Origin of the sequence: Streptomyces sp. NBC_01433, from assembly GCF_026340105.1 — a bacterium.
Lineage (GTDB): Bacteria > Actinomycetota > Actinomycetes > Streptomycetales > Streptomycetaceae > Streptomyces.
In genome coordinates, this window is sequence record NZ_JAPEPM010000001.1 from 692,615 (window position 1) to 711,122 (window position 18,508).

Annotated in this window: 17 protein-coding genes; 11 read left to right on the forward strand and 6 right to left on the reverse strand. The window is 72.0% G+C overall.

Going from position 1 to position 18,508, the window contains the following annotated elements; translation table 11 throughout:
• Positions 1–39: 39 nt before the first annotated feature.
• Genes OG413_RS02935 through OG413_RS02950 form a run of 4 tightly spaced genes read right to left on the reverse strand, consistent with a single transcriptional unit; the run spans position 40 to position 4,682 of the window.
• Positions 40–690 carry an ATP/GTP-binding protein gene (locus OG413_RS02935; RefSeq protein ID WP_266802847.1) on the reverse strand — a complete coding sequence of 217 codons (651 nt, stop codon included), beginning with the start codon at positions 688–690 and terminating at the stop codon, positions 40–42.
• Positions 671–1,084, reverse strand: coding sequence for a DUF742 domain-containing protein (locus OG413_RS02940; protein WP_073717843.1), 414 nt, complete (start codon positions 1,082–1,084; stop codon positions 671–673). The genes OG413_RS02935 and OG413_RS02940 overlap by 20 nt, the downstream gene beginning before the upstream one ends.
• Positions 1,081–1,560, reverse strand: a complete 480-nt coding sequence (locus OG413_RS02945; protein WP_073717844.1) for a roadblock/LC7 domain-containing protein — start codon at positions 1,558–1,560, stop codon at positions 1,081–1,083. Before OG413_RS02945 ends, OG413_RS02940 begins: the two co-directional genes overlap by 4 nt.
• Positions 1,557–4,682 carry a nitrate- and nitrite sensing domain-containing protein gene (locus OG413_RS02950; RefSeq protein WP_266809846.1) on the reverse strand — a complete coding sequence of 1,042 codons (3,126 nt, stop codon included), beginning with the start codon at positions 4,680–4,682 and terminating at the stop codon, positions 1,557–1,559. Before OG413_RS02950 ends, OG413_RS02945 begins: the two co-directional genes overlap by 4 nt.
• Before the next feature lie 365 nt (positions 4,683–5,047).
• On the opposite strand from OG413_RS02950, the gene OG413_RS02955 reads away from it, so the two are divergent.
• Positions 5,048–5,833: a protein phosphatase 2C domain-containing protein gene (locus tag OG413_RS02955; protein WP_266802848.1), complete on the forward strand. Its 786-nt coding sequence runs from the start codon at positions 5,048–5,050 to the stop codon at positions 5,831–5,833.
• Positions 5,834–5,921: 88 nt separating this feature from the next.
• Here the strand turns inward: OG413_RS02955 and OG413_RS02960 are convergent, their stop codons facing one another.
• Entirely contained in the window at positions 5,922–6,419 is a 498-nt protein-coding gene (locus tag OG413_RS02960; protein WP_266802849.1) for a MarR family winged helix-turn-helix transcriptional regulator, read from the reverse strand.
• A gap of 247 nt (positions 6,420–6,666) precedes the next feature.
• Here OG413_RS02960 and OG413_RS02965 point away from each other — a divergent pair, with 247 nt between their 5' ends.
• Entirely contained in the window at positions 6,667–7,491 is an 825-nt protein-coding gene (locus OG413_RS02965) for a lysozyme (RefSeq protein ID WP_266802850.1), read from the forward strand.
• A 164-nt stretch (positions 7,492–7,655) separates the two neighbouring features.
• A complete protein-coding gene (locus tag OG413_RS02970; RefSeq protein WP_266802851.1) occupies positions 7,656–8,420 on the forward strand; it encodes a polysaccharide deacetylase family protein in 765 nt (254 codons plus the stop codon).
• Positions 8,421–8,578: 158 nt separating this feature from the next.
• Here the strand turns inward: OG413_RS02970 and lon are convergent, their stop codons facing one another.
• Complete coding sequence (gene lon / locus OG413_RS02975) at positions 8,579–10,999, reverse strand: endopeptidase La (protein WP_266802852.1); 2,421 nt, start codon at positions 10,997–10,999, stop codon at positions 8,579–8,581.
• Positions 11,000–11,284: 285 nt separating this feature from the next.
• Between lon and OG413_RS02980 the strand changes: the two genes are divergently transcribed.
• From OG413_RS02980 to OG413_RS03015, 8 genes are all read left to right on the forward strand, one after another.
• Entirely contained in the window at positions 11,285–11,875 is a 591-nt protein-coding gene (locus OG413_RS02980; protein ID WP_266809848.1) for an RNA polymerase sigma factor, read from the forward strand.
• Positions 11,872–12,876 (forward strand): zf-HC2 domain-containing protein, encoded by a 1,005-nt coding sequence (locus OG413_RS02985; RefSeq protein ID WP_266802853.1) that lies wholly within the window; start codon positions 11,872–11,874, stop codon positions 12,874–12,876. The genes OG413_RS02980 and OG413_RS02985 overlap by 4 nt, the downstream gene beginning before the upstream one ends.
• Positions 12,873–13,643, forward strand: a complete 771-nt coding sequence (locus OG413_RS02990) for an ABC transporter ATP-binding protein (protein WP_266802854.1) — start codon at positions 12,873–12,875, stop codon at positions 13,641–13,643. The genes OG413_RS02985 and OG413_RS02990 overlap by 4 nt, the downstream gene beginning before the upstream one ends.
• Positions 13,640–14,965 (forward strand): hypothetical protein, encoded by a 1,326-nt coding sequence (locus OG413_RS02995; RefSeq protein WP_266802855.1) that lies wholly within the window; start codon positions 13,640–13,642, stop codon positions 14,963–14,965. The genes OG413_RS02990 and OG413_RS02995 overlap by 4 nt, the downstream gene beginning before the upstream one ends.
• Before the next feature lie 104 nt (positions 14,966–15,069).
• A complete protein-coding gene (locus OG413_RS03000; RefSeq protein WP_266809850.1) occupies positions 15,070–15,657 on the forward strand; it encodes a hypothetical protein in 588 nt (195 codons plus the stop codon).
• A 117-nt stretch (positions 15,658–15,774) separates the two neighbouring features.
• Positions 15,775–16,452, forward strand: coding sequence for a spermidine synthase (locus tag OG413_RS03005; protein ID WP_266802856.1), 678 nt, complete (start codon positions 15,775–15,777; stop codon positions 16,450–16,452).
• Positions 16,453–16,685: 233 nt separating this feature from the next.
• Complete coding sequence (locus OG413_RS03010) at positions 16,686–17,423, forward strand: response regulator transcription factor (protein ID WP_266802857.1); 738 nt, start codon at positions 16,686–16,688, stop codon at positions 17,421–17,423.
• Positions 17,420–18,496, forward strand: coding sequence for a HAMP domain-containing sensor histidine kinase (locus OG413_RS03015; protein ID WP_266802858.1), 1,077 nt, complete (start codon positions 17,420–17,422; stop codon positions 18,494–18,496). Before OG413_RS03010 ends, OG413_RS03015 begins: the two co-directional genes overlap by 4 nt.
• The last annotated feature ends 12 nt before the right edge of the window (positions 18,497–18,508 follow it).

An 18,508-nucleotide genomic window follows, 5' to 3' on the forward strand; every position in this document is an offset into this window, starting at 1 on the left:
CGGTTTCTCCGTTACGTGTTTCCGGCTGACGCCGTGGCTCTACGCCGGGGTGGCGTCGAGGGCGTGGCCGACCAGGGCCAGCAGCGACTCGACGACCGTGATCCTGTTGCGCGCGTCCATGATCACAACAGGCACGTGCGGGGGTACGGTCAGGGCCTCCCTGACGTCCTCCGGCTCGTAACCGGGAGTGCCCTCGAAGTGGTTGACCGCCACGATGTACGGCAGTCCACAGCTCTCGAAGTAGTCGAGGGCGGGGAAGCAGTCGGCGAGCCGCCGGGTGTCGGCGAGCACGACCGCGCCGATCGCGCCGCGCACCAGGTCGTCCCACATGAACCAGAAGCGCTGCTGGCCGGGTGTGCCGAAGACGTACAGGACGAGGTCGTCGTCGAGCGTGAGCCGGCCGAAGTCCATCGCGACGGTCGTGGTGGTCTTCTCGGGCGTCGCGGAGAGATCGTCGGTCTCCTCGCTGGCCTGGGTCATCAGCGCTTCGGTCTTCAGCGGGGTGATCTCGGAGACCGAGCCGACGAACGTCGTCTTGCCCACCCCGAATCCGCCCGCGACCACGATCTTGGTGGCGATGGGGGCCCGGGTGTGGTCGAGCTGCCAGCTCTGGATCGATTCGTCGGCCTGGTCCCTGGGCCCCGGCTGACGCGGGGCGAAGAGCGGCGACTCAGAGACGACGGAGTCCATTGAGCACCCTTTCGAGGAGTGCGCGGTCGGGCTGTCCGGCGCCGTGGCCGGTTCCGTACACGCGGATCTTTCCTTGGTCGGCCAAGTCGCTGAGCAGCACCCGGACCACGCCGAGGGGCATCTTCAGCAGGGCCGAGATCTCCGCGACCGTACGCATCCGGCGGCAGAGTTCCACGATCGCCTGGAGCTCCGGCATCACGCGCGAGGCGAGGTTGCCGTTGGTGAGCTCGCGGCGCTCCTCGGGTGCCTCCAGCGCGGCGACGAACGTCTCGACGAGCAGGACGTGCCCGAAGCGGGTGCGGCCCCCGGTGAGGGAGTACGGGCGGACCCGCGCGGGCTTCTTGTCGGACCCCCGGACGGGGAGCCTGCGGGCGGGTTCAGCAGCGGACGTCACTGGGTGCTCTCCATCGATTTGCGCAGCTCACTGCGGAGTTCGGGGGTGAGGACGTGTCCGGCACGGCCGACGAAGAGCGCCATGTGGTACGCGATGACGCTCATGTCGCAGTCGGGGGTGGCGTGCACGCCGAGCAGGGAGCCGTCGCTGATCGACATGACGAAGACGCTGCCCTCGTCCATGGCGACCATCGTCTGCTTGACGCCTCCGCCGTCCATCAGCTTCGCGGCTCCCACGGTGAGGGAGCCGATACCGGAGACGATGGTGGCGAGATCGGCGCTGGATCCCCTGGGCCCGTCCTGGCGGCCTTCCGTGCGGGCGGTCAGATGGCCGGGATCGGAGGAGAGCAGCATGAGTCCGTCGGACGAGACGACGGTGACCGAGTGGACCCCTGGCACCTCCTCCACCAGATTGCTCAGCAACCAGTGAAGGTTCCGGGCTTCGGTACTCAGCCCGAATGTGCTGGGCGCAGTCAACTGCGTGCCTCCTCGACTGTGTCCCCCGTCTCATCGGTCCGGTCATCCGTGCGGCCGGCCAGCTCAGTGTGCTCGGTCTGTGAACTGCGCGCGGTCTGTGCGGTGCGCTCGGTCTGTACGGTGCGCTCAGCGTCGTAGTCGGCGACGGCCACCTGGCCGGTGCTCTCGGCGATCTCCACCTCGACATCGCGCCGGCCGTCCTTCGCGCCCTGGTGGAAGCCGCCGAGCCGACGGCGCAGGGCTTCCTTGTCGAGGCTGCCCTTGCGCTCGGTGGTGGGTGCCGCGGCGGGCTGGACGACCTTGGGGGTGCGCTTGGGCAGCCCCTTGTCGGTGATCCGCTCGGCCGACGGCTGCCGGGGCCCGGGGAAGGTGTCCGCCGCCGTGGCGGGCGCGGGCGCGGCGGGCGGCTCCGGTGCCACCGGGGCGGCGTACGGCTCCCGGGCGGCCGGGACGGGCTGCGTGTGGCCGGGGTCGGCGGGGCGTTCGTGCCGGTCGGGGCCGATCGCGTACGGGTCCGAGGTCTCCTCCGGCACCACCGGGAGCCGCACCTGGAGGGTGATCTCGGACTCGGACGGCGTGTGCGCGGGTTCGCTCGGCGTGTGCTCCGGCTCGGTCGGCGCCTGCTCGGGCGCGGACTCGGGTGCGGGGGCCGGAACCCGGGCTTCTGCGGGCGGCTGCAACCCGGCGTCCCGGATCGTCTGCTCGGCGGCGGCGATCAGCGGGTCGACGTACTCGGCGGGTTCGACGTGGTCGGCGGGTTCGGCGGGTTCGGCGGGTTCGGCCGGCTCGACGTGGTCGGCCGGCTCGACGTGGTCGGCCGGCTCGACGTGGTCGGCCGGCTCGGTGTGCTCGGCCGGCTCGATGTGCTCGGCGTGCTCGGCGGGGACCGCGAGCGAACGGCCGGGCAGTGCGTTGGAGTTGGCCTCGGCGACCGAGCCCGGCAGGTTCAGCGACGGCGCGTCCCCGGACTTCGGCACCGGCGGCGGCGAGGCGGCCGGAGGCGCCTTCGGCAGCAGGGACTGCGGCAGGACGACGACAGCCGTCACTCCACTCCCCTTCTGCTCGCGCAGCTGGACCCGTACGCCGTGACGCGCGGCCAGCAGCGAGGTCACCTGAAGCCCGAGCCCGGCGCCGTCGGCATTCTGCTCCCCCGCCTCGAACGAGGTCGGGTCGGCCAGCCTGGCATTGAGTTCGCCCATCCGGACCGACGACATGCCGATGCCCTCGTCCTGCACGGAGAGCATCACCTCACCGGTCTCCAGCAGCCAGCCGGAGAGCTCGACATGGGAATCCGGCGGCGAGAAGGCGGTCGCGTTCTCCAGGAGTTCGGCGACCAGGTGGCTGAGGTCGTCCGCGGCGAAGCCCGCGATCTGGGCGTGCGGCGGCAGGGACTGGATGGTGACCCGTTCGTACCGCTCGATCTCACTGACGGCCGCGCGCAGGACGTCGACCAGCGGGATCGGGCTCGGGTGGCTGTGGCCGTGCTCGGCGCCCGCGAGGACCAGCATGTTCTCGCTGTGGCGGCGCATGACGGTCGCCATGTGGTCCAGCTTGAAGAGCGTGCCCAGGCGGTCCGGGTCCTGCTCGCGCTCCTCCAGGCCCTCGATGACGCCGAGCTGACGCTCGACCAGGCCGAGGGTGCGCAGCGAGAGGTTGACGAAGGTGTGGTGGACCGTGTTCTTCAGCCGCTCCAGCTGGGCGGCGAGATCCGCCGCGTGGACCTGGAGTTCGGCCCGCTGGAGGGTGAGGGCCTCGCGGCCCGCGATCAGTTCGGCGCGCTCGCCCTGGAGGTTCTCGAAGCGGCCGGTGAACTCGTGGTGCAGCCCGCGCAGCTTGCCGTGCAGCGTGTTCATCGACCGGACGACCTGGGCGTACTCGTCGTTGCGGCCGGTGTAGCGGACCGGTTCGGCGCTCTCCGGTTCGCTCGCGAGGCGGGCGGCGCCGATCCTGAGGACGGCGAGCGGCTGGGTCAGCGTGCGGGCGACGGCGGTGGAGACGCCGACGGCGATCAGGAAGCAGCCGCCGAGCAGCGCGATGCTCAGTTCGAGCGCGGTGACGTCGTCGTCGCGCAGCCCCTCCAGCCGCTGGACCTGGGCGGTGCCGAGGGCGGACTCGACGCTGCGCATCCGGTCGATCCGGGCGGAGAGCGCCGTCCCGACCTTCTTCGCGTTCGCCTCGCGGTCCGACGCGGAGAGCTCGGGCCGGTCGGTGAGCCTGGAGAGGTACTTCTCCGCGCTGTTGACCTCGGACCCGGTGACGACGGTGGCCAGTTTGTCGCGGGCGACGGGGCTCGCCGCCTGGTCGAAGTCGGCGAGCGAGGCCAGTTCGCGGACCCGGGCCTGCTGGGCGGCGGCGCTCAGCTCGTCCCGGTCGCGGTCACCCTCGGAGCCGCCCTCGTCCTGGGTCTCCAGCGGCAGCCCGGTGATCGGGTCGGTCTGCGCCTCCGCGGCCTTCTTGCCGGGGACGGCGAGGGCGGCGAGGAGAAGCCCGCGGGTGGCGGACGCCTGCTCGACGGCGCCGCCCAGCGCGAGCGGGGCGCGGGTGGCCTCGGCGGCGCGCGGCGGGGTCTTCTCGGCGAGCTCGTCGGCGAGGTCGTGGAGCTTGGAAATGACCTCGGAGTACGCCTGGTGGGCCTCCAGTGCCGATCCCTTGCCGGTGAGGGCGTCACGGCGCAGGGAGGGGACGGTGGAGAGGTCGCGGCGCAGCGTGGCGGGTGCGGCGGCTCGGATCTCGTCGATCTGCTGGTCGACCCGGGTGCTGCGGCTCTTGGCGTCGGCGTTCTTGCCGCCCTTGCCGTCGCCCTTTCCGCCCTCGCCCTCGTCACGGCCGGCGGCGATGTACGCGGTGACCGTGTCGCGCTCGTCGGCGAGGGAGTGCGCGAGGGTGATCGCCTGCTGGTTCAGCTCGGCGAGGGTGACCAGGCTCTGGGACTCGTTCAGTTCTGAGGAGGCGTCAAGGGCGGCGGGCGCACCTGCCGCGATGACGGTGATCCCGACGACGGCCACGCCCGCGACCAGCCGACTGCGTACCCGCACGGTCCGCTTGTCGGCGCCCGCCGCCGGAGGCATCGCCCCGGAACCGTCGCGCGTGCTGCCCTTGCTCCGCGGCCGCTTCTTCTGCACCGGTGCTCGCAATCTTGACTCGTCCACCCTTGAAGCGGAGGTGACGCTCGGTCACGTAAAAAGGCGCCCCCGCTCCTGGTACGGCTTCCGACCATTCCAGCGCTTTTGAGAGGGGGGCGCGCATCAACCGCTCCGCCACTCGAACGAGTGAACATCACTCCCGAGTTGACGAACAAGTCTGCCCGCGCGCCCTATCTGCCACACATGGCCGCCGGGGTGGAACTTCCGCCCCGGCTTTGGCAGGATGCCCGCCCGCATGCCCGGCGGAGCCATTCCTTCCGCCTGGGGGGACCGTACTGACCTGCCGGTACGAGCCAACGACCGTCTCGTGCAGGCTCCGTGAAGAGTGCGTGCAGACTGGCCGCATGCGCATCGAACTCGCCTCCGCTCCCGGCAGTCCCGAACGCCCCAACGAGGACTGGACCTCGACCATTCTTCCCGCGTCCGGGCAGGGTGGAGCGCTGGTCCTGCTGGACGGCGTCACACCACCTCAGGGCAACGTCGGATGTGTGCACCCGGTTCCCTGGTTCACCTCGCGACTGGGTGGCGCACTGGCCGAACTGTCGGGTTCGCGACGAGATCTGACGCTTACCGAGATCCTTTCGGAGTCCATCCGGCGCACCGCCGACGCCCATCGCCCGACGTGTGACCTTTCTCACGTACGTACGCCTCAGGCAACCGTCGTCCTGGCGCGCTGGGACGAACACACGGTCGAGTACCTGGTGCTCTCCGACTCGGCCCTCCTCCTGGAGGCGACGGACGGGACGGTTCGGCCGGTTCTCGACGACCGTCTCGACCGGCTGCCGCCCGGCTCCCTGGCCTCCGACGCGATCGCCGACGCGCAGGCGCGCAACAAGGAGGGCGGCTTCTTCACGGCCGCCGCCGACCCCTCGGTGGCGTCACGTTCCGTAACCGGCGAGGTCCCGCTGACGGAGGTCCGGTCGCTGGCCGCGCTGACGGACGGGGCGGGCCGCTGGACGGAGACGTTCCGCGAGGGCGACTGGACGGCCGCTCTGGGGCTTCTGCGCAAGGTGGGGCCCCAGGGGCTGATCGACCGGGTGCGGGAGCTGGAGAACGCCGACACGGACCGCACGTACCTGCGCCGCGGCAAGACGCATGACGACGCCACGGCGGTGTTCGTGGAGTTCTGAGGGCCGTCCCGCGGTTTCCTCCCCAGGGCTGTCCGGGCCGCCGGGGTGACGGCCGCCCGGTGCCCGGCCCTCCGCCCCGGCGTGCGTGTCAGTCCTCCGCGCGGGCGTTGAAGTGGGCCAGCAGCCGGGCCAGTTCCGCCACCTCGGCCCGGTCCCAGTCCGCGAGCTTGCTCACATAGCGGCTACGACGGGCGTCGCGGACGCTGCGGAAGCGGGCCAGACCCTCATCGGTGAGATGGACCAGCCAGGCGCGGCCGTCCGCCGGATCGGGTTCGCGTGCCACCAGTCCGAGGTCTTCCAGGGCGCGCAGTTGACGGCTCATCGTCGCCTTGCCGACGCCGAAGTAGCCCGCGAGTTCGGTGGCTCGCTGACGCCCCGCCGACTCCAGGCGTACGAAAAGGCCGTAGGCGGCCGACTCCAGGTCGGGATGCACCTCGCGGGCCATCTCGCCCGAGTTGGCGCGCGCCCGGCGCAGAAAGACCGCCAACTCACGCTCCAGCGCGAGGAATTCGTGGTCCACACCACTCCCCGCTTCGGCATCGGGTTCCGGCCCTCTTTGGCTCCCGTGCACGTCAGCACCCCTCATACGCTTTCCCGCCGATGAAAGTTTCTTTCGCCACCGGTCATCACCGCAGCTCGGTCAGTATTTCGCAGGCGTAGACCAACGGCGGCGCGCAGGCCCCCTTCCGCCGTACGGGTCTACGTGCGTAGCGTCATGAGTGTCATGGGTGGCATGAACACACCATGATGCCCTCGCGGGGGCGGCCCCCCAACCGCTCCCGGGTCAGCAGCTCCCCCACGCTCCCCCCACCGAGTCCTCGGAGGCACGCACCATGCCCGTGCTCAGATCCGGTTCGCCCCGCCGCTCGCGCTTCGCCGCCGCGGGAACCCTGCTCGCAGCCTTTCCCCTCCTCCTCTCCATACCCGGCACGGCCGCGGCCGGCGACACCCCCGCCCGCGGTACCGCCCGGATGGGCCAGGGCGTCATCGAGCACGACGGCCAGGGCGGACTGCCGCGCGACCCGCGCGCCGTGCAGACCGAAGGTGTGGACGTCAGCGGACACCAGAACGCCGTCGACTGGGCGACGCTCTGGAACAGCGGCGTGCGCTGGGCCTACGTGAAGGCCACCGAAGGCACGTACTACAAGAACGAGGACTTCGCCCAGCAGTACAACGGCTCCTACAACGTCGGGATGATCCGGGGCTCGTACCACTTCGCCACCCCGAACACGACCGGCGGAGCGGCCCAGGCCAACTACTTCGTGGACAACGGGGGTGGCTGGTCCAGGGACGGCAAGACGCTGCCGGGCGCGCTGGACATCGAGTGGAATCCGTACGGAGCCCAGTGCTACGGGCTGTCCCAGGCGGGCATGGTCGCCTGGATACGCGACTTCGTGAACACCTACAAGGCACGCACCGGACGGGACCCGGTGATCTACACCGCGACCAGCTGGTGGCAGACGTGCACGGGCAACAACGCCAGCTTCGGAGCCACCAACCCGCTCTGGGTGGCCCGCTACAACTCGACCGTCGGTGAACTCCCGGCCGGCTGGGGCTTCTACACGATGTGGCAGTACACCTCGTCCGGCCCGACGGTCGGCGACCACAACCGCTTCAACGGCGCCCTCGACCGCGTACAGGCGCTGGCCAACGGCTGATCGACCCCGAGGAAACCGTACGACCGAGCCCCGGTGACCAGCAGGTGTCACCGGGGCTCCGCGCTGCGCGCACCCCGCTATGAACACCATGTATACGTGCTGTGTATAGTCCTGGCCGTACCGCACGAGTGTGCGGATCTACGTTCATGGAGGAGTGACCTGCCTTGCCCAGGAAGACGAAGTCGTTCGGTACCGGGTTGGCTGCCGTCCTTGTGACTGCGCTCACGCTCACGCTGAGCGGCTGCTCGATGGAGACGACCGCTCCGGGCTCGGCACGTCAGGACGCCGCGTCCGACGCCAAGGGCTCGTTCGGGCCGGTGGACTGCCGCAAGGCCAAGTGCATAGCCCTCACCTTCGACGCCGGTCCGGCGAAGGACACCCCGCACCTCCTGGACATCCTCAAGGAGAAGAAGGTGCACGCCACCTTCTTCCTGCTCGGCAGGGACCACGTCCTCAAGCACCCCGACACCGTGCAGCGCATCGAGGACGAGGGCCACGAGGTGGCCAACCACACCTGGTCGCACGAGATCCTCACGGACAAGAAGCCCGACGAGATACGCGCCGAGCTGAAGAAGACCCAGGACGCCATCGCGAAGATCACCGGGAAGAAGCCCCGGCTGATGCGTCCGCCGCAGGGCCGCACCGACGACACGGTCTCCGGCATCAGCAAGGACCTGGGGCTCTCGCAGATCCTCTGGAGCGCCACCGCCAAGGACTACTCGACGAACGACTCCGCGCTGATCAAGAAGCGGATACTCGACCAGGCGGGCAAGGACGGCATCATCCTGCTCCACGACATCTACAAGGGCACCGTGCCCGCCGTGCCGGGCATCATCGACGCGCTCCAGAAGAAGGGCTACACCTTCGTGACGGTCCCCGAGCTGATGGCCCCGGCCACCCCGGAGCCGGGCACCATCTACCGCCCCTAGCGGGCCCTGACCGCCGCTGACCGCCGAGGGCGTCGGCACGGGCGCCGACGCCCGGCACCGATGACCGCACGCGGAACGGCCCGCCCCCCGTTGACTCGGGTGGGCGGGCCGTCCGTACCGGCCGCGCGCCTGGTGCCACGCCCGTCACGCCGTGGCACCTAGGCGGCTGCCGGGATCCTCTCCTCGACCCTGGCCGAGGCCGGGGCGAGGGCGATCTCCAGCACCTGGCGGACATCGGTCACCGGGTGGACCTCCAGCGTGTCGAGGACCTCGGCGGGGACGTCGTCCAGGTCGGCCTCGTTCCGCTTGGGAATCACCACGGTGGTGATGCCCGCGCGGTGGGCCGCCAGGAGCTTCTGCTTCAGACCGCCGATCGGCAGCACCCGTCCGGTCAGCGATACCTCACCGGTCATCGCCACATCCGTACGGACCAGCCGCCCGGAGAGCAGCGAGGCCAGCGCCGTCGTCATGGTGATACCGGCACTGGGCCCGTCCTTGGGGACCGCGCCCGCCGGGAAGTGGATGTGCGCGCCGCGGTCCTTGAGGTCCGCGACCGGCAGTTCCAGTTCCGCGCCGTGGGACCGCAGGAAGCTCAGCGCGATCTGCGCCGACTCCTTCATGACGTCGCCCAGCTGGCCGGTGAGGGTCAGCCCGGACGCCCCGGTCTCCGGGTCGGCCAGCGACGCCTCCACGAACAGCACGTCACCACCGGCTCCGGTCACCGCGAGACCGGTGGCCACGCCCGGCACCGCGGTACGGCGCTCGGCCGGGTCCTGGGCGGACTCGGGAACGTGGTGCGGTCGCCCGATCAGACCGCGCAGATCCGTCTCGGTCACCGTGAACGGAAGCTCACGGTCGCCCAGTTCGTGCTGGGCCGCGACCTTGCGGAGCAGCCGGGCGACGGCGCGTTCCAGATTCCGTACGCCGGCTTCGCGGGTGTACTCGCCCGCCAGCCTGCGCAGCGCGGACTCGTCGAGGCCGACCTCGTCCTTCTCCAGACCGGCCCGCTCCAGCTGGCGCGGGAGCAGGTGGTCACGGGCGATGACGACCTTCTCGTCCTCGGTGTAGCCGTCCAGCCGGACCAGCTCCATACGGTCGAGCAGCGCCTCCGGGATGGCTTCCAGGACATTGGCCGTGGCCAGGAACACCACGTCGCTGAGGTCGAGTTCGACCTCCAGGTAGTGGTCGCGGAAGGTGTGGTTCTGGGCCGGGTCCAGGACTTCGAGGAGGGCGGCGGCCGGGTCGCCCCGGAAGTCCGAGCCGACCTTGTCGATCTCGTCCAGCAGGACGACCGGGTTCATCGAACCGGCCTCCTTGATGGCCCGCACGATGCGTCCGGGGAGCGCGCCCACGTACGTACGCCGGTGGCCCCGGATCTCCGCCTCGTCCCGGACACCGCCGAGCGCGACGCGGACGAACTTGCGGCCCATGGCATGCGCGACGGACTCACCGAGCGAGGTCTTGCCGACGCCGGGAGGGCCCACGAGCGCGAGCACGGCACCGCCGCGCCGCCCGCCGACCACTCCGAGGCCCCGGTCGGCACGGCGCTTGCGCACCGCGAGGTACTCGGTGATCCGTTCCTTCACGTCCGCCAGGCCCGCGTGCTCGGCGTCCAGGATCTGCCGCGCGCCGCGGATGTCGTAGGCGTCCTCGGTGCGCTCGGTCCAGGGAAGTTCGAGAACGGTGTCCAGCCAGGTCCGGATCCAGGAGCCCTCGGGGCTCTGGTCGGAGGAGCGCTCCAGCTTGTCGACCTCCTTGAGCGCGGCCTCGCGGACGTGCCCGGGAAGGTCGGCGGCCTCGACGCGGGTCCGGTAGTCGTCGGACTCGTCCTCCGGGTCGCCGTTGAGCTCGGAGAGCTCCTTGCGTACGGCGTCGAGCTGACGCCGCAGCAGGAATTCGCGCTGCTGCTTGTCGACGCCCTCCTGGACGTCCTTGGCGATGGACTCGGCGACATCCTGCTCGGCGAGGTGCTCACCGAGCCACTGGACGGCGAGCTTCAGCCGGGCGACCGCGTCCGTGGTCTCCAGCAGCTGGACCTTCTGCGCGGTGGTCAGGAAGGGTGAGTAACCGGAATTGTCCGCCAGCGCGGAGATGTCCTCGATCTGCTGGACCCGGTCCACGACCTGCCAGGCACCGCGCTTCTTCAGCCAGCTGGTGGCGAGCGCCTTGTACTCCTTGACGAGCTCCGCCGCGGAGCCGGGCAGGGGTTCGGGAACGACCACGTCGATCCGGGTCCCCTCCACCCACAGCGCTCCGCCGGGACCACTCGTCCCGGCCCCGATCCGCACCCGGTCACGGGCCCGGATGAGCGCACCCGGGTCACCGTCCGACAGGCGCCCGACCTGCTCGACGGTGCCGAGGACACCGGTCCCCGTGTACGTCCCGTCGATCCTTGGCACCAGCAGCACCTCGGGCTTGCCGTCGCCCGGACGCGCGGCGGCCTGCGCGGCCTCGACGGCGGCCCGCACCTCCGCGTCCGACAGATCCAGCGGCACCACCATTCCGGGCAGTACGACTTCGTCGTCGAGCGGCAGCACGGGCAGGTCGATCGTTGTGAACGCCTTGGACTCCGTAGTCATGATCTCCCCTTCGGCAGGCAAGTTGAGCTATGTGGACTCAATGCACCTGAGCGGCCGATTGTTCCCCGCTCCGTGTTCGCTCTGAGCGATCGGCCGGTGCCGCTGCCCCGCGCCGCCCTGCCGCAAGTGCCTCCCGTGCCTCAGTGCCTTCCGTGCCTCCGTACCGGGTGCAACACCTGCGGGGCCTCCCGCCTTCCATGAACCGGATACGGTCCGGCCGTCGATAGGGAGGGTGTGAGGCTGTTGCGCCCTGCGGGGGAGGTCCCGGACCACCGGGACGACGCGATCTACGAGGACGACGGGGACCGTGCGGACGGGAGGGGCGAGGACGCGGCGCTGCTGCGGGCGGTCGCGCGGGGGGACGCGGTGGCCCTGGGCACGCTGTACGACCGGCACGCGGGCTGGCTCCACGCCCGGCTGAGCCGCCGGTGCCCGGACGCCGAGACCGTACGGGAGGTGCTTCAGGACACCTTCGTGGCCGTCTGGCGGTCCGCCGGGACGCACCGGGGCGGGCCGGCGGGCGGCTGGCTGTGGGTGATCGCCGCCCGTCGGCTGGTCGACGCCCAGCGGGCCGCGGCCCGGCTGGACCGGCCCGCCGACACGGGGTGGAGCACCACCGTGCCCTCCACCGAGGAACGGGTGCTGGCCGGGCTGGAGTACGGGGACGTGGGCGACGCGCTCGACCGGATCCCGCCCGAGCTGGGGGAGGTGCTGCGCGCGACGGTGGTCGACGGCCTGACGACCCGGGAGACCGCGCGGCTGCTCGGCATCCCGGAGGGCACGGTGAAGACCCGCGCGATGCGGGCCAGACGCGAACTGCGCGCCGCCCTGGCCCGGCCGGCGCCGAACGACGCCCCACTGGGAGGCACGGCATGAGGCACGGCAGGACATCCGGAGCCGCCACGGGCACGGGCCGGCACGTGGGGCAGGAGTCGGCGGCACGGTACGCGGACGGCACGGCGTCCGGGACGGCCGCCCGGTCGCTGGAGAAACACATCGAGATCTGCGGGGCCTGCGCGGCCCGCGTGTCGTCGGCGGTCCGGGCCCGGGGAGCGGCGACGACGGTACTGGCCGACGTCCGGGCGGCGGTGCTGACCGCGGCACTCGCCGAGGCTGGTGGGGCCCGCGAGACGCGTGGGGCTGGTGGGGTGGTCGGGGCCGCCCGGATGCACGACCGTGCGGCCGTCCCCCCGGTCCCTCCGACCACCCCGGTCCCTCCGACCGCGCCGACCGCGCCGACCGCGCCGATCCCCAAGATCGCCCGGATCCTCTGGGCCGCGGGGCCCGCCCTGCGCGGCCCGTGGTTGCTGGCGCTCGTGCTGGTGGCCGTGGGGGCGGTGGTCCTGGCGTACGGGGCGGGGCTCGGAGCCGCCGCGCGTCCGCTGCTGTTCCTGACCGCGCCGGTGCTCCCGCTCGCCGGGGTCGTCGTCTCGTACGGACGGCATGCCGACCCCCTGCACGAGATCGCCGCCTCGACCCCGTCCGGCGGGGTGGGGCTGCTGCTGACCAGGTCCGCCGCCGTGCTCGGGGTGAGCATTCCGGCGCTGACCTGCGCCGGTGCGCTGCTGCCCGCCTCGGCGGGCGGGCCCGGTGCCGCGGCGTGGCTGCTGCCGGGGCTGGCGATGACCCTCGCGGCGCTCGCCCTCGGCTCGTACATCGGCTGCCGCGCGGGCGCCTCGGTCGTCGCGGCGGGCTGGACCGCCGCGGTCGTCCTGCCCACCGTCGGCGCGGCGCCGGGGGGCGCCGCGCTGGTGGCCTGGGCCGCCCCGTACTTCGCGGGGCCGGGCATCCAGGGCTGCTGGGCGGCCGGTGCCCTCGTATGCGCGGCGCTGATCGCCGTACGCCGTAGATCCTTCGACCATCTGGAGACGTTGTGAGCGTAAGGGTCACCGGACTGACCGTCCGGCACCGCGGGAAGGCCGTGCTGGACGCCGTCGACCTGGACTTCGCGCCGGGCGTGCACGGCCTGCTCGGGCCGAACGGCGCGGGCAAGACCTCGCTGATCCGGGTCCTGGCGACCGTGGCGGCCCCCGCCGACGGCCGGGTGGAGCTGCTCGGCAACGAGGTCGGCGCCGCGTCGGACCACCGCGGCCGGTCGGCGGTGCGGCGCAGGCTCGGATATCTGCCGCAGGAGTTCGGCCACTACCCCGGCTTCACGGTCCGCGAGTTCATCGCCTACGTGGCCTGGCTCAAGGAGATGGACGGGGCGCGGGTGGCGTCGGCCGTGGAACGCGCCGTGGAGCGCGTGGGTCTGGCGGACCGGATCGACACGAAGGCGAAGACGCTGTCCGGCGGCATGATCCGGCGCGTCGGTATCGCCCAGGCCATCGTCAACGAACCGGCGCTGCTGCTGCTCGACGAGCCGACCGCCGGGCTGGACCCGGAACAGCGGGTCGAGTTCCGGGCGCTTCTGCGGGAGCTGGGAGAGACGTCCACCGTGATCGTGTCCACGCATCTGGTCGAGGACGTCGCCGCCGCCTGCACCGATGTGACGCTGATCGACACCGGCCGGATCGCCTACCGGGGGACGACGGCCCAGCTCATCGAGCTGGGCGGCGAGCCGGACGGGCTCGGCGGCAACCCCATCGAGCGTGGCTACACCACTGCCCTGCGCGCACACCGTACGGAGGTGGCGGCCCGATGACGGACACCGTGAGCCCGCCGGAGCCCACCGGTGCGGCCCCTTCGCCGCGGCCGTATCCGCCCGTCGCCCGGACCGTGCTGCGCGCCGAGCTGCGGCGCGGCTCCGTCCCGTGGACGGGGCCCGCCGTCGCCCTGGCCGTCCTGGCCCCGATGGCGGCCAAGGCGGACGAGTGGCAGGGGAGCTGGGGTGAGACCCAGGGTCTGCTGCACTCGGCCGCCACGCTGATCGCGGGGCCGCTCGGCGCGGCCGCGGGCTGCTGGCAGGGCGGCCGCGAGCACCGGCGCCGGACCGCCGGGCTGTGGCTGTCGGTGCCCCGCGGCCGGCCGGCCCGGCTGGTGATGGCGGCCCTGCCCGTCGCGCTGTGGGCGGCAGTCGGCTATCTCGTCGCGCTGGCCGGGGTGTTCGTGGCGACCTGGCCGTACACCGGGGCGGGCGGCCCGTCGGCCGCGGTCGCCGTCACCGACCTCTGCGCGCTGGTGTCCCTGACCTTCGTGGGCTTCGTGGTGGGGCGGGTGTGCCGGTGGCGGCTGACCGCGCCGGTGCTCGCGGCGGTCGGGTACGTCGCCCTGGGCGCCCCGTCGTATCTGTCGTCCGATGCCCGGTTCCTGAATCCCGCCCAGCAGTTCGAGCTGCACGGGACCGTGCCCGTCTGGTGGTTCGCGCCCGTCATGGTGATCTGGGTGGGCGGCCTCGCGCTCGCGCCGGTGCTCGGATACGCGGCCCGGCGCCGGTACCTCGCTCTGGTGCCGCTCGCCGTGGCGGCCTCGGTGGCGCCGCTGATCGTGGGCACCGGCGAGGGGCTGTTCCGGGACGATCCGGTGGCGGCCCGGCCGGTGTGCGGCGACACCGTCCCGCAGATCTGCGTGGGCGGGCTGGACGGCCCGCTGCTGCCCCGGGCGTCCGAGGCGCTGTCCGGAATGCTGTCCCGGCTGGACGGCGTTCCGGGAGCGCCGGTGCGTTACGTGGACGCCGCCCTGCGCCCCGGCGCGGACGAATCGGCCCTGCCGTCCCTGACCCGGGGCTGGAGCGTCGTACGCGACGAGTTTCCCGACCCCGCGGACTACGCCGCCCAGACCGCGTGGAAGCTGACCGCCCGCGACTGCCCGGCATCCCTGGAGAAGAACGACCCGGCGGGCGCCCGGCGGGTGTGGGAGACCGATGACGCCGTGGTGAGCTACCTGGCGGACCGGGACGAAGCTTTCCCCGATCCCCCGCATCCGGCGCGGCTCACCGCCATGCCCGACGCCGAACGCAAGGTCTGGCTCGGGCGCTTCCTGGCCTCGCGCGGCAGCTGCGATCCGCAGGAGGTTCCGGCGCTGTGACCGCCCCTGAGCCCCGTTCCGCACGCCGCCGGGCGCCTTCTCGCGCGCCTCGCGCCACCCCGCCCGCGACCGCCCCGGCCGGCCTGCCCGCGCACCTCCCGCGCCTGCCCACCCTCTACCTCCGCTCCCGCGCGTTCCCGGCCACCGCCGTGGCGGTGGCCGGGCTCGCCCTCCTCGCGGCGTGGGCCGCCCACGGGCTGGGGCACGGGCCCGGCTTCGACCCCACTGCCCGCGCCCCGGTGACGCTGTTCGCCCCGTTGTTCGCCTCCGCCGCCATCGGTACCAGCCTGTTCTCGCACAGCGACGAGCTGGACCGTACGGCCGCACGCCGGTGGTGGCCGCGCCGGCTCGGGCATCTGCTGGCCCTGACCGTGCCGGCCGCCGGGGCGCTCGCCCTGGCCGTTCCGGAGCGGTTCGGCGCCGACGCGACGGTGCGCAACGTGCTGGGCGCGACCGGGGTGACGGTGGCAGCGGCAGCCCTGTTCGGGGCCGGTACGAGCTGGCTGCCGATGACGCTCTACGGCAGCGCGGCCTATCTGGCGGCGCCCCGCGCCCCGGGCGGGGCCGCGGCCTTCTGGGCCTGGCCGATGCAGCCGGGAGGGCAGACCGCCGCGTGGGCGATGGCGCTGTCCGCGTACGTGGCCGGGGTCGCCCTCTTCACCCTGCGCGGTCCGCGCCCGGAGCGGCCCTGACGTAACGGACCGGCCGCCCATCCGCTCCGGTACGTCAAAGAGTTGGCCCTCACCGCGTCCCGCGCGCCAGGATGGCCGGACACCGACCGCCACCACCGGATACCGGAGAGCAACCACATGTCCGCCAGCACCAGCCCCGTCACGCTCGACCGACGCGAAGGACCGTTCGGCGAGGTCGTCCTGCGCGAGCGCGGGCCGGATTTCGAGATCATCGCCAACGGTTGTTTCCTGATGGACACCTCGGACGGGCGGTCCGAGCGTCTGCTGATCGACGCGGCGCTCGCGGCCCTGCCGGACGGGCGGCCCCGTCCCAGCGTCCTCATCGGCGGACTCGGGGTCGGATTCTCGCTGGCGCGGGCCGCCGCCGAGGAGCGCTGGGGGCGGATCGTCGTCGTCGAGCGGGAGCAGGCGATCGTCGACTGGCACCGGGAGGGTCCGCTGGACCGGATCTCCGGTGCGGCGCTGGCCGACGCGCGGACCGAGGTCCTGCACATGGACCTCGTCGCGCACCTGCGGACGACCACGGAGCGTTACGACGCACTCTGCCTGGACATCGACAACGGACCCGACTGGACCGTCACGGACGACAACGGAAACCTCTACTCCCCCGCCGGTCTGGCGGACTGCCTGGCACGTCTGACGCCGGGCGGAGTGCTCGCCGTCTGGTCCGCGCAGCCGTCCCCCGCCTTCGAACACGCTTTGCGGAATGCCGGGTTCAGTGGGGTAAGCACTGAAGAGGTAGCCGTTGCCCGAGGTGTGCCCGACGTGGTCCATCTCGCACTTCGGACGGTCTGAACCCCCCGCCCGGTATGCGTGTCCCGTTATGGCGCGGGGCAACCGGCACAAGGCCGACGATCCGCCTCTCCGACGGGCCGAACTCGTCCACACGTGACAACACCCTGCGTAGCCGGAAGCCGTCCGCTGCCTTTACGCTGCTGAGCGGTACAAGGGATCACCCACGAAATCCACGAGCGAAGACCGTGCCTTGCGGGGGAATGGCTCCCGCGAGAACGGGCAGGGGCGGGGCGATGGAACAGACACACACCACCCACAGCGGCGTCGCGGCCACCCCAGGGGCTCAGCGCCGGGTGCTGGTGGTCGAGGACGATGCCACGATCGTCGACGCCATTTCCGCCCGGCTGCGGGCGGAGGGCTTTCTGGTGCAGACCGCGCTGGACGGGCCCGCGGCCGTGGACGCGGCCGAGGCGTGGCAGCCCGATCTGATGGTGCTCGACATCATGCTTCCCGGCTTCGACGGGCTGGAGGTCTGCCGCCGCGTGCAGGCCCAGCGTCCCGTGCCGGTGCTCATGCTGACGGCACGCGACGACGAGACCGACATGCTGGTCGGGCTCGGGGTCGGCGCCGACGACTACATGACCAAGCCGTTCTCCATGCGTGAGCTGGCGGCCCGGGTGCACGTCCTGCTGCGCCGGGTGGAGCGGGCGGCCCTGGCCGCGGTGACGCCGCGCAGCGGCATCCTGCGCCTGGGCGAGCTGGAGATCGACCACGCCCAGCGCCGGGTCCGGGTACGCACCGAGGACGTCCACCTCACGCCGACCGAGTTCGATCTGCTGGTCTGCCTGGCCAACACCCCGCGCGCGGTGCTCTCCCGGGAGCAGCTGCTGGCCGAGGTCTGGGACTGGGCGGACGCCTCGGGCACCCGTACCGTCGACAGCCACATCAAGGCGCTGCGCCGGAAGATCGGCGCCGAGCGGATCCGTACCGTGCACGGTGTCGGCTACGCCCTGGAGACCCCGGCACCATGACCCGGCCAGGGGCGGGACTGCGGCCCTTCTCGATCAAGGCCAAGCTCGGCACGCTCGTCGTCGTCTCGGTGTTCATCACCACGGGGCTCCTGATCGTCGCCCTGCGGACCAGGACCGAGTTCCGGTTCATCACGGTGTTCTCGGTGATCGCCACGCTGCTGATCACCCAGTTCGTGGCGCACGGTCTGACCGCGCCGCTGGACGAGATGAGAGCCGTGGCCCGGTCGATCTCGCACGGCGACTACACGGGCCGGGTGAGCGGCGCCGGGCGGCGGGACGAGCTGGGCGACCTGGCGCAGACGATCAACCGCATGGCGGACGATCTGGAGGCGGAGTACCGGCACCGCAAGGAGCTGGTCGCCAATGTCTCGCATGAGCTGCGCACTCCCATCGCGGCGCTGAGAGCCGTGCTGGAGAACGTCGTGGACGGGGTGTCTCCCGCCGACCCCGAGACGATGCGCACGGCTCTGAAACAGACGGAACGTCTCGGCAGGCTGGTGGAGACCCTGCTCGATCTCTCCCGCCTGGACAACGGGGTGGTGACGCTCAAGGCCCGGCGCTTCGAGGTGTGGCCGTATCTGTCGGGGGTGCTGAAGGAGGCCAATCTGGCCGCCTCGCAGCGCAGGCTCTCCTCGGGCTCCGGCAATCACTCGCGCAACGACGTCCATCTGCATCTCGATGTGTCACCGCCCGAGCTGACGGCGCACGCGGACGCGGAGCGGCTGCACCAGGTGGTCGCCAACCTCATCGACAACGCGGTCAAGCACAGCCCGCCGCACGGCCGGGTCACGGTGCTGGCGCGGCGTGGGGCGTACCCCGAGTCGCTGGAGCTGGAGGTCATCGACGAGGGTCCTGGCATCCCGGAGGCCGAGCGGCACCGGGTGTTCGAGCGGTTCAACCGGGGGCAGGCGCCGTCCCCGCACGGGCCGGGCAGCGACGGCGGTACGGGTCTCGGGCTGGCCATCGCCCGCTGGGCGGTGGATCTGCACGGGGGCCGGATCGGGGTGGCCGAATCAGCACGCGGCTGCCGCATCCAGGTCACTCTTCCGGGAATGTCCCAGCCTCGCGGTTGACATAGGGTTCGA